Consider the following 14,220-nt stretch of genomic DNA (forward strand, 5'->3'; position numbering starts at 1 on the left):
GACGCGAATCAGGTGTCCTGCGTCAGCGACTTCTTCTCGTTGGCGATGAGCCAGAGATTGCGGATATAGACGAAGAGGCCGAGGCCCTGGCCGGCAATGAAGACGGGGTCCTTGCGCACCACGGCATAGACGAACAGCAGCGTGCCGCCGATCAGCGAAAAGAACCAGAAGGCGACGGGCACGACGCTGCGCTTCGCCTTTTCGGAAGCCAGCCATTGCACGACGAAGCGCATGGTGAAACAGCCCTGGGCGAAAAAGCCGAGCACGATCCAGGCGTCGAACTGGGCGACGAAGACCGAGTGCAGCCAGTTTGAAAATGCGTCAGCCATGGCCGATCTCCGTAATCTTTGGAACCGTCTTTCGACGTCTTCTCAGCCACCATACCCCGTAGAGGTCGAGGATGCCGCGCAGGCCGCGGTCGAGGATACCGTAATTGGATTTGCCGTGCCGCCGCTCGCGGTCGACGACGTCGACATGAACCGTGCCGTAGCCCTCGCGCAGGACGAGGGCGGGCAGATAGCGGTGCCAGCCGTCGAAGAACGGCAATTCGCGAAACAGCTGCGCGTGGACCGCCTTGAGGCCGCAGCCGCTGTCGCGGGTATTGTCCTTGAGGATCGACTGGCGCAGCCCATTGGCAAAGCGCGACGATATCTGCTTCAGCTTGCTGTCCGTCCGCTTCAGCCGCTGGCCGGCGGCAATGCCGATGGCGGGGCCGGCGGCGATCAGTGCATCGGCGAGAACCGGGAGATAGGCCGGATCGTTCTGCCCGTCGCCATCCATGGTGACGATCACCTCGCCGCGCGCCGCGAAGACGCCGGAGCGCACCGCGGCGCTCTGCCCGGCGGACTTGTCATGGTGGATGTGGCGCAGCTGCGGCGCAGTCTTCATCCGCTCCTGGAGCGCGGTGCCGGTCGCATCGGTGGAGCCGTCATCCACGACGATGACTTCATAGTCGCGCCCCTTCATCGCCTCGTCGACTTCATCGAGCAGAAAGGCAAGATTGGCCGCTTCATTGCGGCAGGGGATGACAATGGTGATCGCGGGATTGCGCAAAGATGGAAGCTCTCGTCATTATTTCTGGCGCGCTCATACCATCGAATTGTGCGCTCTACCAACCAGTTTATTTGCCAAGGCGTATGTCCGTCAGCGTCCGCGCCGGGGTGATCGCCTCCGGATCGAGCCGTATTTCGATGATCGCCGGCTTGCCGCTGGCGAGCGAGCGCTGCCATGCGCCTTCGAACTCGCCGGTGGTCTCGACCGTCTCGCCATGGCCGCCGAATGCCCGGGCCAGCAGCGCGAAATCCGGGTTGGTCAGGTCCGTCGCCGAGACGCGGCCGGGATATTCCCGCTCCTGATGCATGCGGATCGTGCCGTAGATGGAATTGTTGACGACGATCGCGATGATCGGCAGCCGGTATTTCACCGCCGTGGCAAAATCCTGCCCGTTCATGAGAAAACAGCCATCGCCGGCGAAGCAGACCACGGTTCGCTGCGGATATAATTGCTTGGCGGCGACGGCAGCGGGCAGGCCATAGCCCATGGAGCCGGATGTCGGCGCGGCCTGGGTGCCGAAGCGGCGAAAGCGATGGAAGCGGTGCAGCCATGTGGCGTAATTGCCGGCGCCATTGGTCATGATGGCATCCTCCGGCAGCACCGTCTCCAGGTAGGACATGATCGGTCCCATGGCGACAGCGCCGGGGCCGGTCTGCGGCGGTGTCGACCAGGCAAGATAGGCCTCATGCGCCGCGGCGGCCGCATCTGCCCATGCGACATGGGATGGCGGCGCCAGATGTTCCACCGCCTCGGCAAAGGCGTCCGGGGCGCTGTTGATCGCCTGGTGGGGCCTGTAGACGCGGCCGAGCTCTTCCGCGTCGGGGTGGACATGGATGAGCGTCTGGCGCGGATAGGGGCTCTCGACCAGCGAATAGCCGGAGGAGGGCATTTCGCCGAGCCGCCCGCCGACGAGGAGAAGCACGTCCGCCTCCCGGATGCGCTTCGCCAAAGCCGGGTTGATGCCAATGCCGACATCGCCGGCATAATTCGGGTGGAGATGGTCGAACAGCATCTGGCGCCGGAAGGAGCAGCCCACCGGCAGGTGCCATTTTTCGGCGAAGCGGGTGATGGAGTGCACCGCCTTCTCGCTCCAGCGCGAGCCGCCAAGGATCATGAAGGGGCGCTCGGCGCCCTGCAATCGATCCGCCAGCTTCTCGATCGCCGCGGGCGAGGGCGCGGTCTCCACCGGCTCGTAGCCCTGCGCGGCGACGGCTTCCACGCGGTCGGTCAGCATGTCTTCCGGCAGCGCCAGCACGACCGGTCCCGGTCGGCCCGAGGTCGCGACCGCGAAGGCGCGCGTGACGAATTCCGGAATGCGCCGTGCATCGTCGATTTCCGCCACCCATTTCGCCGTATCGGCGAAGAAGCGGCGATATTCGATCTCCTGGAATGCCTCGCGCTCGCGGGCATCCCGCTGCACCTGGCCGATGAAGAGGATCAGCGGCGTCGAATCCTGCCGCGCGATATGGATGCCCGGCGAGGCATTGGTGGCGCCGGGGCCGCGGGTGACGAAGCAGATGCCCGGCTTTCCCGTCAGCTTGCCCCAGGCTTCGGCCATCATCGCCGCGCCGCCCTCGGCCCGGCACACCGTCACGCCGATCGGGGCGTCGTGCAGGGCGTCGAGCACGGCGAGATAGCTTTCGCCGGGCACGCAGAACAGCCGCTCGGCGCCGTTTGCAATCAGGGAATCAACGATCAGTTCACCGCCGGTCTTCATCCTTCGCCTTTCCGATTTCCTCGAGAATTTCCGAACTGTGCTCGCCGAGGCGCGGCGAGGGCCGATCATAGGTCAATGGCGTCTTCGACAGCACGATGGGGCTCCGCACCGAGGGAATGGCATTGCCATGGCCGTCGTCGAGATCGAGCCGCAGCCCCCTTGCCACGATCTGCGGATCGGCGAACATCTCGCCGATCTCGTTGATCGGCCCGGCGGGAACCGCATTGCGCGAACATTCGAGCAGGAGGTCGGCGCGGGTGCGCAGGGCGGTCTCGGCGGAGATGAGCCGCGTCAGCTCGGCGCGGTTTTCGAGGCGGGCGCGATTGGTGAGGAAGCGCGGGTCGCTCGCCCATTCATTGCGCCCGACGATCGCGCAGAAGCGGGCGAACTGGCCGTCATTGCCGACGGCGAGGATCATGTGGCCGTCGGCGGTCGGTATGACCTCGTAGGGCGAGATATTGGGATGGGCATTGCCCATGCGCGTCGGGCTGCGGCCGGTGGCCAGATAGTTCATGGCCTGGTTGGCGAGGACGGCGGATTGCACGTCGAACAGCGCCATGTCCACCAATTGTCCTTCGCCCGTCCTTGCCGCATGGGCAAGTGCCGCCTGGATGGCGATGACGGCATAAAGCCCGGTGAAAATATCGGCGACGGCGAGCCCGACCTTCTGCGGCTGGCCCGCCGGGTCGCCGGTCACCGACATCAGGCCGGACATGCCCTGGATGATGAAATCGTAGCCGGCCTGCGCGGCATAGGGGCCGGTCTGGCCGAAGCCGGTGATCGAACAATAGACGAGGCGCGGATTTTCCGCGCGCAGGCTTTCATAGTCGAGGCCGTATTTTGCCAGGCCGCCGACCTTGAAGTTCTCCAGCACCACGTCGGCGCCGCGGCACAGGGCCTTGACGGTATCGCGGCCCTCTTCGGTGGTGAAATCGGCGGTGATCGAGCGCTTGCCGCGGTTGCAGGCGTGGAAATAGGCGGCGGAAAGGTTCTCGCCCTCGCGGCTGTTGATGAATGGCGGGCCCCAGCCGCGCGTCTCGTCGCCGCCGGCGGGGTTCTCCACCTTGATGACATCGGCGCCGAGATCGGCGAGCACCTGTCCGGCCCATGGCCCGGCAAGGACCCGTGCAAGCTCGACGACGCGAATTCCCTTCAACGGGGCATTTGACAGCGGCGCTTCGGACATCATCTGCCGTCCCTGTCGAAACTCGCGAGCGCCCAGGCGGCGAAATCCCGCATGATCATGTCTCGATTGATGTCGTTCAGCCCCTCATGGCGCGTATCGGGATAGATGGTGGCATTCACATTGCCAAAGCCGAGATTTCGCATTCTTCGTTCAAGTTCCTCCACCGCCTTGCCGCCTTCCGTTGCCGGATCGGCCGCGCCTCCCACCAGATTGATCGGCATGCCGCGGGCGAGCCGTGACAGCAGCCTATCGTCGGCGCCGTCGAATACAAAGCTGAATATATCGCGCCACATGCCGACGCTCGGCGGCCAGCCGCAAAGCGGGTCGGCAATATAGGCATCGACTTCGGCGGGATCGCGCGACAACCAGTCGGCGTCGGTGCGTCCCTCGCCGGTGCGCCTGTTCCAGTCCCGGAAGGTCAGCTTCGGCAGGATCATGCTCGGCACGTCCGAGCCAAGCAGCATCCGTTCCGCCGCGAGAATGGCGATCGCCGCCCTGCCTGCCATGCCGGCGGAGAAACTGGCGTTCCAGATCGCCGCCGCATCGACGCGGCCGGGAAAGCGCATCGCATAGGCGAGGGCGATCAGCCCGCCCATCGAATGGCCGAAGATCAGCACCGGCAGGCCGGGATGGCGCTGGCGCATCTGCCGGTTGACGGCATCGACATCGCCCAGCACGAGTTCGGCCCCGTTTCGCGCGGCGAAGCGGCCGGCGCCCCCTGCGGCCAGGCCCGGCACGCGGCTGAAGCCATGGCCGCGATGGTCATGCGCATAGACGTGAAATCCGTGGCCCGCGAGATGGGCGGCGAAGCGGGCATAGCGCCGCGAATGTTCGCTCAGTCCGTGGTTGACGTGCACCAGCGCCCGGGGCTGGCCCGCCGCCGGCCAATGCCGCAGCGCGAGCATGGCTCCGGTCGGGCTCGCCAGGATTTCGGGCTCGTCGAAGTTCATTGCGAATCTGCGCGAATCTGCCATTTCAAGGCAGTTGACGGCCTGCCGTTTAATTAGTCAACGCGCAAAACTCGCATTAAAATGCCGGCAATTTTGCAATATTATGCCTAATTGATAGGCACACACTTGGCGTTGCAATTTTATTTTGCAAACCCCCTTGCAATGCTGTTTAACATGCCTCAAAACTTCCTTCCACGAGCTTTTTGGGCGGTCTGAACCTCGGTTCCAAAGCACTCGCGCAGCTCGAGCAGTTACATGGCCGTTCAGGGGAGAAGAGGACGCTTTCCGAATGCGGCACCAGAGGGGAAACCGGGTGACGGAAATATCCGCGCCCGGTTTCGCTCGTTGTGGCCCTCCCTTTTTGCAATCAATCCAATTCCCTCATCCTGAGCTTGTCGAAGGGTGCAGCAACATTTGTGCAATCCTTCGTTGGAGCGCTGCAAAAGCATCGTGCGTGCTTCGACAGGCTCAGCATGAGGGAGATGCTGGATACGGAAAATCCTCACCACGCCCGCAAAATCGCGTCTGGTCATTGAAATGGGGGGAGACGGGCGGTCTTCAGCGCGTCAGTAGGTATCAGGGTCGAGGTCCGAAGACCGCCCGCGACGTCTTTGCCTGCTGTTCCTGCGTTTGTCAGACGCAACAACCCGGAAAACGAAGCGCCACCTCCGTTTCCATCTGCAGTTTGCTGGATAGTCGGGGTTGTCACTTCCGACCATCCGGCAACGCCATCCTTTCCCAGCAATCGAAACAGCACCGGAAGCTGCTCCCCCACTGGAAAGGACCTGCACAGAATAACCCGGTTTCTGAGAGGTGGGATAAGTTTCCATTTATCCCACCAAGAGAGCCGTGTGTTGCATAAACGAAGTGCGTGCTTCGTGCTTCGACGGGCTCAGCATGAGGGAGGTGGGGCTCAGCATCAAGCGGATGGGCTCACCAGCCCGGCGTCAGGGAGAGTGATCCGATTGCAGGCAATGCCGGGACAAATCGGCCCGCGGTCCATTGCCACAACTGGCCCTTTCGCCTACATACGGCGCAAATTCATTACCCGAAAAAGCGGAGTGACGCGCGGTATGGCACGCCAATTCATCTATCACATGGCCGGCTTGAACAAGGCCTATGGCGCCAAGAAGGTGCTCGAGAACATTCATCTGTCGTTCTATCCGGATGCGAAGATCGGCATTCTCGGGCCGAACGGCGCCGGCAAGTCGACGATTCTCAAGATCATGGCCGGCATGGACAAGGAATTCACCGGCGAGGCCTGGCTGGCGGACGGCGCCACCGTCGGCTATCTGGCGCAGGAGCCGGTGCTGGACCCGGACAAGGACGTCATGGCCAATGTGATGGAAGGTGTCGCCGCCAAGAAGGCGATCATCGATCGCTACAATGAATTGATGATGAATTATTCCGACGAGACCGCAGACGAGGGCGCGCGGCTGCAGGACATCATCGACAGCCAGAACCTCTGGGATCTGGAATCGCAGGTCGAGATGGCCATGGAAGCGCTGCGCTGCCCGCCCGGCGATGCGGATGTGACCAAGCTTTCCGGCGGCGAGCGTCGCCGCGTCGCGCTGTGCAGGCTGCTCTTGTCGCAGCCGGACCTGCTGCTGCTCGACGAGCCGACCAACCATCTGGACGCGGAGACCACCGCATGGCTCGAGAAGCACCTGCGCGAATATCCGGGCGCGGTGCTGCTCATCACCCATGATCGCTACTTCCTCGACAATGTCACGGGCTGGATCCTCGAACTCGACCGCGGCCGCGGCATTCCCTATGAGGGCAATTATTCGGCCTATCTCGAAGCCAAGGCCAAGCGCATGCAGCAGGAGGGCCGCGAAGAGGCCTCGCGCCAGAAGGCGCTGGAGCGCGAGCGGGAGTGGATTGCCGCCAGCCCCAAGGCGCGGCAGGCGAAATCCAAGGCGCGCATCCGTGCCTATGACGAACTCGTCGATGCCGCCAACGACCAGCGGCCGGGCGATGCGCAGATCATCATTCCCGCCGGCGAGCGTCTCGGCCAGGTGGTGATCGAGGCGGAGAACCTGACGAAATCCTTTGGCGACCGGGTGCTGATCGAGAACCTGACCTTCAAGCTGCCTCCGGGCGGCATCGTCGGCGTCATCGGGCCGAACGGCGCCGGCAAGACCACGCTGTTCAAGATGATCACCGGGCAGGAAAAGCCCGATTCCGGCGCGATCCGCATCGGCGACACGGTGCATCTCGGCTATGTCGACCAGAGCCGCGACCACCTGAAGGGCGACAAGAACGTCTGGGAGGAAATCTCGGGCGGCAACGACATCATCAAGCTCGGCAAGCACGAGATGAACTCGCGCGCCTATGTCTCCGCCTTCAATTTCAAGGGTGGCGACCAGCAGCAGAAGGTCGGCAACCTGTCCGGCGGCCAGCGCAACCGCGTCCATCTGGCGAAGATGCTGCAATCGGGCGGCAATGTGCTGCTGCTCGACGAGCCGACCAACGATCTCGACACGGAAACATTGTCGGCGCTGGAAGATGCGCTGGAAAAATATGCCGGCTGCGCCGTCATCATCAGCCATGATCGCATGTTCCTCGACCGCCTGGCGACGCATATCCTCGCTTTCGAGGGCGACAGCCATGTGGAATGGTTCGAAGGCAATTTCGAGGAATATGAGAACGACAAGATCCGTCGCCTCGGGCCCGACAGCGTCAATCCGAAGCGCCCGACCTACAAGCGCCTGACACGTTAGGATCAGCGGCGCGGAGAACGGTGGGTGCAACATGACAGACCTGTTCCACAATGCGGATGAAATCGTTCCCGCGCGCAAGATCAGCGGGCGGGTCGAGGCCCTGTTCGAAGCGCGGGGCGGGGATTTCGTCACGACGCCGGCGGCGGCGCTGCATTTCACCTTCGACGGTATCGTCGGCGATTTTCACGCCGGGCCGACCCGCCGCTCGGGCGGGCGCGAGCCCTGGTATCCGCGCGGGACGGAAATGCGCAATGAGCGCCATGTCTCGATCCTCGGTGCCGACGAGATGAGCCAGATCGCCGCCGGCATGGGTCTGGCGGAGCTGAAGAGCGAGTGGATCGGCGGCAATATGCTGCTTTCGGGCGTGCCATCGCTTTCCATGCTGCCGCCGCGCAGCCTGATGTTCTTCGAAGGCGGCGTGACCTTGAAGGTCGATGGCCAGAATGCGCCATGCAAGGTGGCGGGCCGCTCCATCGCCGCGCATGCCGGCAGCGACGACGAACTGGCCACGGCGCTGGATTTCGTCCGCGTCTCCAAGCGCCTGCGCGGCATTGTCGCCTGGGTGGAGAAGCCCGGCACCATCCATGGCGGCGAAAAGGTCGATATCCGCCTGCCGGAACAATGGATCTACCGTGCGTAGCGGGACAAGCCGCCGATGAGCGAGGCAAGCGGCCCGGTACCGGCGGTCAGGTTTACCCCGGAAGAGCGCGACGCCGTCTACAAGGCCATCTTCAACCGCCGCGACGTGCGCGACCAGTTCCTGCCGCAGCCCATCGAGGAAGCCGTGCTGCTGCGGCTGCTGGAGGCGGCCCATCACGCGCCTTCGGTCGGTTTCATGCAGCCATGGAACTTCATCATCATCCGCAGCGACGAGACGAAGGCGGCCGTGCACGCGGCGTTCACGCGCGCCAATGAGGAGGCGAAGGCGCTGTTTCCGGACGAGCGGCAGGCGCTCTATGCCTCGCTGAAGCTCGAAGGCATCCGCAAGGCGCCGATCAACCTGTGCATCACCTGCGACCGGACCCGCGGCGGCGAGGTGGTGCTGGGGCGCACGCATAACAGGCAGATGGACCTCTACAGCACCGTCTGCGCGGTGCAGAACCTCTGGCTCGCCGCCCGCGCCGAGGGGATCGGCGTCGGCTGGGTGAGCATCTACAGCGATGCGGACATGCGCCGCATCCTCGCCATCCCCGACCATGTCGAGATCATCGCCTATCTCTGCATCGGCCATGTGGACGAGCTCTATAGCGGACCCGAACTCGAAAAGCGCGGCTGGCGCGAGCGCCTGCCTCTCGGCGATCTCATCTTCGAGGAAAGCTGGCAGGGTTGAGGCAGGGCGCTCATTTGTCGATTCACACTGTGCCCGCAAGCGTTTGTTTCGGCCGGTATTTTTATGAAGGGCGCTCTAGGAGGCGTCGTCCTCGTCGGGATCGAGCAGGCGCGTCGCCCGCCACTCCGTCAGCTTGCGGTTGATGGCGTCGAGCACGAAGAACCGCGCCGAATCGCGGTCATAGCCCTCGTCGCGCAAACTGTCGTAGTCCGTGTGCTGATGGCGTATATGCGCGACGGCGGCGAGCCATACGGCGATGCCGGGCGGCAGCGCCTTCATGTGCGGCGCATTGGCCGCGGCGCGGATAGGCTCCGAATCCGAATAGGGCACCGCAGGCAGCAGCAGTGTCAGGGACTTGTTCAAGGCCCGCTGCCGGTTCGTTCCTGCGCTCATGCGTCATCTCCATTGCATCTGCGCCACCATTTCAGTCGCGTCACATTTTGTCGTCAATAGCAAAAACAGCTTGCCAGCAATCCCTTTCTCACATAAACATATCTTTATGTCTTTTGAGGATGAGCCGATGAGCCGTGGAAATCTCGATCTCGACCTGATGGTGGATACGCTGAAGGCGGCGGCCGAGCCGAGCCGCCTGCGCATTCTTGCGCTGCTTTCGCGTGGCGACCTGACCGTTTCCGACCTGACATCGATACTTGGACAGTCGCAGCCGCGCGTGTCGCGCCATCTGAAGCTCCTGTTCGAGGCCAGCCTGATCAACCGTTACCAGGAAGGGTCCTGGGCCTATTTCCGCCTCGCCGAATCGCCGATCGTCGGCGACATCGCCCGTTCGCTGCTCGAAAGGCTGGATTGCACCGATGCGCTCATCGAGCGCGACCTGGAGCGCCTTTCGGCGGTCAAGCTGCAGCGGCGGGAGCGGGCGGCCGCCTATTTCAGCGCCAATGCCTCGAGCTGGGATGCGATCCGCTCGCTGCATGTGCCGGATGGCGCGGTGGAGGAGGCGCTGCTGCGCATCGTCGGCGACAAGCCGTTTCAATCCATGCTGGACATCGGAACCGGGACGGGCCGCCTGCTCGAACTCTTCGCCCCGCTCTATCTGCGCGGTGTCGGCGTCGATATCAATCGCGACATGCTGGCGATCGCCCGTTCCAATCTCGAAAAGGCGAGCATCGGCAATGCGCTGGTGCGCCAGGGCGATGTCTACTCCCTGCCGGTGGACCGCGAATCCTTCGATCTGGTGACGATCCACCAGGTCCTGCACTTCCTCGACAATCCTTCGGAAGCCATTCGCGAGGCGGCGCGGGCGCTGCGGCCTGCCGGCCGGCTGCTGATCGTCGATTTCGCGCCGCACGAGCTCGAATTCCTGCGCGACAAGCATGCGCATCTGCGGCTGGGCTTCCATGACGACCAGATGCGCGACTGGCTGTCCGATGCCGGCCTGTCGCTGGAGAAGAGCACCGAGCTCGAATCCAGGGGCAAGGACAAGCTGACCGTCAAATTATGGCTGGCGCGCGACCCGCGCCTGTTGATCGCCGATCCCGTTTCAACCTCCCGCCTCACGGAGAGTGTCTAATGAGTTTCTTCCGCCAGTCCCGCCGCCCCGATATCGGCGACAATATCCAGGTTTCCTTCGAGTTCTTTCCGCCGAAGACCGAGGCCATGGAAGAACGGCTTTGGGAAACGGTGACGCGCCTCGCGCCGCTCAAGCCGGAATTCGTCTCCGTCACCTATGGCGCCGGCGGTTCCACCCGCGAGCGCACGGCGCGCACCATCAAGCGCATCCTGACCGAGACGGATGTGAACGCCGCGGCGCACCTGACCTGCGTGGATGCGACGCGCGAGGAAGTGGACGCGGTCGTGCGCGAATTCGCGGCCATCGGCGTCAAGCGCTTCGTCGCGCTGCGCGGCGATCCTGCCGGCGGCGTCGGCACGCGCTACAGGCCGACGCCCGGCGGCTATGAGAATGGCGCCGATCTCGTCGCGGGGCTCAAGGCCTTCGCCGATTTCGACATTTCCGTTTCGGCCTATCCGGAGAAACATCCGGAGAGCCCGGATTTCGCCACCGATATCGACATGCTGAAGCGCAAGGTCGACAATGGAGCCACGCGCGCCATCACCCAGTTCTTCTTCGAGAACGACCAGTATGAGCGCTATGTGGAAAAGGTTCGCCGGGCCGGCATCTACATTCCGATCCTGCCGGGCATATTGCCGATCCATAATTTCAAGCAGGTGACGAATTTCTGCTCCAAGGCCGGCACGCATATCCCTGCCTGGCTGGCGGAACGCTTCGACGGGCTGGAAAATGACGAGCAGACGCATGCGCTGGTCGCATCGGCCGTCGCTGCCGAACAGGTGCTCGATCTGGTCGAGCGCGGCGTGCAGGATTTCCACTTCTATACGATGAACCGCGCCGATCTCGCATTCGCCATCTGCCATCTGATCGGCATCCGCCCCGAAACCAGCCCGGTCGGCGCCGCATTGGCAGGGGCTGCCGCCTGAACGGAATTTTCAGGACGCTGAAGCCCTGAAATGGAAAACGGCCCGGTCTTGCCACCGGGCCGTTTCACTTTGTCTTCGCTTAACGGTCAGAGACCATCTCCATAGCGCTCTGGTTCATTTCACGGTATCAGTCCTACGACCATTGCACCAATAAATGCGAACGCTGCGCAGATCATAAGGACGTTCATCGATCGAGTTAGTCCCATCATATGTCTCCTGCGGTTAACCCCTATAACATAGCGCAAATTTGCCACAGAAAAAGCCCAAATATTACCGTTGTGTGACATGGCGTGAGAAATAATTTTCTACGAGGCATATAAGTTGATGATATTCAATGCATTTAGGTGGTGCGATTCCAGCGAAAAATCGCAGAAATATTCCTGAATCGAGGAATTTTTTGCGCTGCGGTATAAATCCGTGTGCGCTGCGAAACTGCCGTTTTCAGCCACATTTTTGCCGGAATGAGGATACTCGCCGGCGAGCTAACCCATGGGATTTATTGCAAAGTTCATGGTTCAACTCCGGCGCATGAGCGCTTCGATGCGTCCATCGATGACGAGCAGCCCGATCGCGATCAGCCCCATGCCGATGAAGTCCTGCAGGGCCAGGCGCTCGCCGAGGAAAATGGTTCCAAGCAGGATGGCGCTGACCGGCACGATCAGCGTGACCAAGGAGGCGTTGGTGGCGCCGCCGGACCGGACGATGGAGAAGAAGAGGATATAGGCAAAGGCGGTCGACAGCAGGCCGAGCGCGAGGATCGCCGACCAGACGCCGGGCGACACGCCGGAGAAATCCGCCACGCCATCATTCATGAGGACGAGCGGGATCATGATCAGCGTCGAGGCCGTCAGCTGGCCCGTGGCCGTGACTGTCGGGGGCACCGCCTTGAACCGCTTGGCGAGGATGCTGGCCAGCGCATAGGAAAGCGTCGCGCCGATGACGGCGAGCTGCGCCCAGAGCGGCGCGCCGAAGCTGGTGCCAATGCTCGGGCCCATCATGACGATGATGCCGGCAATGCCGAGCCCGATGCCCGCCAGCTTGCGCGGCGTGGCTTTCTCGTCCGCCGTCAGCACCGTCGCCAGAAGCACGGTCCAGATCGGCGTCGTCGCGTTGAAGATCGATGCGAGCCCGGCGCCGAGCGCGGTCTGTCCGATGAAGAGCAGCGAGAAGGGGATGGCATTGTTGAGGATGCCGAGCCCGGCAAAACCGAGCACATGGCTGCGATAATCGAGAAAGCGGATGCCGCGCGCCAGCAGGAAGACCTGCAGGGCAAGAGCGGCGACGGCGACGCGGATCAGCACCAGGGTGAACGGCGGCACGAACTGCACGGCGATGCGGGCAAAGAAGAACGAGCCGCCCCAGATCGCGCCGAGAAGCAGCAGTTGCAGCCAGACATAGCCGCTCATCGTCAGCGGATTCTTCGCTCGCGTGCCGGCTGTGGACATTGATTCTCTCCCAGCGAAACTGCGGCGATCCTACGAGCCTGGCCAGTGGCGCACCATCCGAATCTTGCACGAGGGGTGACTTTCGCCTGCCACGATCCCTTGCTAAGGATTGGCGATGGAACAGTCAGCGCCAATGCAACGATTCGCCACCGCCCGCGATGCCGCGCTCCAACTGCGGCCCGACGAGCCCGTCTATTGCTTCCGGCCCAATGTCCTTGTCGAGGAAGCGCATAATTTCATGGCGATGTTTCCGGGTGAAACCGCCTATGCGGTGAAGACCAATGGCGAGAACATCGTGCTGGAGACGCTGGCCCGCAACGGCGTCCATACGTTCGATGTTGCCTCGCCGGGCGAATTCGCCGCCGTGCGCCGCGTCGCGCCCGATGCGCAGATGCTCTACATGCACCCGATCAAGGCGCAATCCGACATAAGGCTGGCGCTGGAGACCTATGGCATCAGGGTTCTCGCGGCCGATCATGAGGATGAGATTGCCAAGATTACCCGCATCGTTCGCGCGCTCGACATCGATCCCGGCAGCATCACCCTCTACATCCGGTTGCAGACCAAGGGCCATGCAGCCTACGAATTGTCGAAGAAGTTCGGTGCCGCGCCCGCCCATGCGGTGGAACTGCTGCAGCGCGCCGACAGGATCGGCTACCGCGTCGGCATCTGCTTCCATGTCGGCAGCCAGATCGAGGATCCGGATACCTATGAACGTGCGCTTCGCGCTGCCGACTGGGTGCGCAACCGCGCCGGCGTCACGTTGGCTGGCCTCGATGTGGGCGGCGGCTTTCCGGCCGAATATCGGCCCGATCCGAAGCGCAAGGGCACCGAAATGCCGGGGCTCGGGCAACTCATGTCGCGGCTGCGCAACGATATCGATGAATATGGCTTCGGCGATCTGCCGCTCGTGGCCGAGCCGGGCAGGGTAATCGTTGCCAAGGCGTTCTCGCTGATCGTGCGGGTGCTGCTGCGCAAGGGCAAGCGCCTTTATATCAATGATGGCATCTGGGCGTCGCTGTCGGATTCCTGGACCGGCAAGATCACGCTGCCGGCGCGGTTCATTCCCGATCCGGCCAAGAAGATCCGCCACGGCAATGCCGACAATGTGGTGCCGTTCCGCGTCTGCGGCGCCACCTGCGATTCGGTCGACATCCTGTCGCGGCCGTTCTGGCTGCCGGAGACGGTCGACACCGGCGACTGGATCGAGATCGGCAATATCGGCGCTTACTCGCTCTCCCTGCGCACGCGCTTCAACGGCTTCTACCCCGACACTTTCGTCGAGGTGGAGACGACATTCGAAGCGGGCGAGACGCCGGAAGGGCTGGCCTCGCTGGAAACGATGTCGCCGGGCGAATAGCG

13 protein-coding genes are annotated in these 14,220 nt (G+C 63.1%); 6 read left to right on the forward strand and 7 right to left on the reverse strand.

The annotated features are described in order from the left end of the window. Window positions 1–8: 8 nt before the first annotated feature. The 5 genes from OSJ75_RS00900 to OSJ75_RS00920 all read right to left on the reverse strand — a co-directional run bounded on the left by OSJ75_RS00900 (window position 9) and on the right by OSJ75_RS00920 (window position 4,906). A complete protein-coding gene (locus OSJ75_RS00900; protein ID WP_250013190.1) occupies window positions 9–329 on the reverse strand; it encodes a lipid-A-disaccharide synthase N-terminal domain-containing protein in 321 nt (106 codons plus the stop codon). Next, window positions 322–1,053 (reverse strand): glycosyltransferase family 2 protein, encoded by a 732-nt coding sequence (locus tag OSJ75_RS00905; protein WP_267226219.1) that lies wholly within the window; start codon window positions 1,051–1,053, stop codon window positions 322–324. Before OSJ75_RS00905 ends, OSJ75_RS00900 begins: the two co-directional genes overlap by 8 nt. A gap of 67 nt (window positions 1,054–1,120) precedes the next feature. Further along, on the reverse strand, window positions 1,121–2,770 hold the full coding sequence (locus tag OSJ75_RS00910; RefSeq protein ID WP_267226221.1) for a thiamine pyrophosphate-binding protein: 1,650 nt from the start codon (window positions 2,768–2,770) through the stop codon (window positions 1,121–1,123). Further along, the gene (locus tag OSJ75_RS00915; protein ID WP_250013193.1) at window positions 2,754–3,956 is read right to left on the reverse strand and encodes a CaiB/BaiF CoA transferase family protein; all 1,203 of its coding nucleotides are present in this window, start codon (window positions 3,954–3,956) and stop codon (window positions 2,754–2,756) included. Before OSJ75_RS00915 ends, OSJ75_RS00910 begins: the two co-directional genes overlap by 17 nt. Beyond that, on the reverse strand, window positions 3,956–4,906 hold the full coding sequence (locus OSJ75_RS00920; protein WP_267226223.1) for an alpha/beta fold hydrolase: 951 nt from the start codon (window positions 4,904–4,906) through the stop codon (window positions 3,956–3,958). Before OSJ75_RS00920 ends, OSJ75_RS00915 begins: the two co-directional genes overlap by 1 nt. A gap of 1,073 nt (window positions 4,907–5,979) precedes the next feature. Here OSJ75_RS00920 and ettA point away from each other — a divergent pair. Genes ettA through bluB form a run of 3 tightly spaced genes read left to right on the forward strand, consistent with a single transcriptional unit; the run spans window position 5,980 to window position 8,959 of the window. Continuing rightward, window positions 5,980–7,629, forward strand: a complete 1,650-nt coding sequence (gene ettA, locus OSJ75_RS00925) for an energy-dependent translational throttle protein EttA (RefSeq protein WP_250013195.1) — start codon at window positions 5,980–5,982, stop codon at window positions 7,627–7,629. Between the two features lie 31 nt (window positions 7,630–7,660). Continuing rightward, the gene (locus tag OSJ75_RS00930) at window positions 7,661–8,269 is read left to right on the forward strand and encodes an MOSC domain-containing protein (protein ID WP_267226226.1); all 609 of its coding nucleotides are present in this window, start codon (window positions 7,661–7,663) and stop codon (window positions 8,267–8,269) included. Between the two features lie 15 nt (window positions 8,270–8,284). Then, window positions 8,285–8,959 carry a 5,6-dimethylbenzimidazole synthase gene (gene bluB / locus OSJ75_RS00935; protein ID WP_250013198.1) on the forward strand — a complete coding sequence of 225 codons (675 nt, stop codon included), beginning with the start codon at window positions 8,285–8,287 and terminating at the stop codon, window positions 8,957–8,959. A 75-nt stretch (window positions 8,960–9,034) separates the two neighbouring features. Here bluB and OSJ75_RS00940 read toward each other — a convergent pair whose 3' ends face one another. Then, on the reverse strand, window positions 9,035–9,352 hold the full coding sequence (locus tag OSJ75_RS00940; protein ID WP_267226229.1) for a DUF2293 domain-containing protein: 318 nt from the start codon (window positions 9,350–9,352) through the stop codon (window positions 9,035–9,037). A gap of 127 nt (window positions 9,353–9,479) precedes the next feature. Here OSJ75_RS00940 and OSJ75_RS00945 point away from each other — a divergent pair, with 127 nt between their 5' ends. Next, window positions 9,480–10,487 (forward strand): ArsR/SmtB family transcription factor, encoded by a 1,008-nt coding sequence (locus tag OSJ75_RS00945; RefSeq protein WP_250013202.1) that lies wholly within the window; start codon window positions 9,480–9,482, stop codon window positions 10,485–10,487. Then, window positions 10,487–11,413, forward strand: a complete 927-nt coding sequence (metF, locus tag OSJ75_RS00950; protein ID WP_250013204.1) for a methylenetetrahydrofolate reductase [NAD(P)H] — start codon at window positions 10,487–10,489, stop codon at window positions 11,411–11,413. The genes OSJ75_RS00945 and metF overlap by 1 nt, the downstream gene beginning before the upstream one ends. 515 nt (window positions 11,414–11,928) lie before the next feature. Here metF and OSJ75_RS00955 read toward each other — a convergent pair. Further along, window positions 11,929–12,858, reverse strand: a complete 930-nt coding sequence (locus OSJ75_RS00955; protein WP_267226232.1) for a DMT family transporter — start codon at window positions 12,856–12,858, stop codon at window positions 11,929–11,931. Window positions 12,859–12,991: 133 nt separating this feature from the next. Between OSJ75_RS00955 and OSJ75_RS00960 the strand changes: the two genes are divergently transcribed. After that, window positions 12,992–14,218 (forward strand): alanine racemase, encoded by a 1,227-nt coding sequence (locus tag OSJ75_RS00960; protein ID WP_267226234.1) that lies wholly within the window; start codon window positions 12,992–12,994, stop codon window positions 14,216–14,218. Window positions 14,219–14,220: the final 2 nt, after the last annotated feature.

The sequence above is a fragment of the Phyllobacterium sp. 0TCS1.6A genome, from assembly GCF_026420825.1.
Classification (GTDB): Bacteria; Pseudomonadota; Alphaproteobacteria; order Rhizobiales; family Rhizobiaceae; genus Phyllobacterium.

What these genes read in the sequence shown, in the direction of transcription:
- OSJ75_RS00910 (WP_267226221.1), bottom strand. Translation starts at nt 2,770, where the DNA reads ATGAAGACCGGCGGTGAACTGATCGTTGATTCCCTGATTGCAAACGGC.
- OSJ75_RS00915 (WP_250013193.1), bottom strand. Translation starts at nt 3,956, where the DNA reads ATGTCCGAAGCGCCGCTGTCAAATGCCCCGTTGAAGGGAATTCGCGTC.
- OSJ75_RS00920 (WP_267226223.1), bottom strand. Translation starts at nt 4,906, where the DNA reads ATGAACTTCGACGAGCCCGAAATCCTGGCGAGCCCGACCGGAGCCATG.
- OSJ75_RS00945 (WP_250013202.1), top strand. Translation starts at nt 9,480, where the DNA reads ATGAGCCGTGGAAATCTCGATCTCGACCTGATGGTGGATACGCTGAAG.
- OSJ75_RS00940 (WP_267226229.1), bottom strand. Translation starts at nt 9,352, where the DNA reads ATGAGCGCAGGAACGAACCGGCAGCGGGCCTTGAACAAGTCCCTGACA.
- OSJ75_RS00900 (WP_250013190.1), bottom strand. Translation starts at nt 329, where the DNA reads ATGGCTGACGCATTTTCAAACTGGCTGCACTCGGTCTTCGTCGCCCAG.
- OSJ75_RS00955 (WP_267226232.1), bottom strand. Translation starts at nt 12,858, where the DNA reads ATGTCCACAGCCGGCACGCGAGCGAAGAATCCGCTGACGATGAGCGGC.
- ettA (WP_250013195.1), top strand. Translation starts at nt 5,980, where the DNA reads ATGGCACGCCAATTCATCTATCACATGGCCGGCTTGAACAAGGCCTAT.
- metF (WP_250013204.1), top strand. Translation starts at nt 10,487, where the DNA reads ATGAGTTTCTTCCGCCAGTCCCGCCGCCCCGATATCGGCGACAATATC.
- OSJ75_RS00960 (WP_267226234.1), top strand. Translation starts at nt 12,992, where the DNA reads ATGCAACGATTCGCCACCGCCCGCGATGCCGCGCTCCAACTGCGGCCC.
- OSJ75_RS00930 (WP_267226226.1), top strand. Translation starts at nt 7,661, where the DNA reads ATGACAGACCTGTTCCACAATGCGGATGAAATCGTTCCCGCGCGCAAG.
- bluB (WP_250013198.1), top strand. Translation starts at nt 8,285, where the DNA reads ATGAGCGAGGCAAGCGGCCCGGTACCGGCGGTCAGGTTTACCCCGGAA.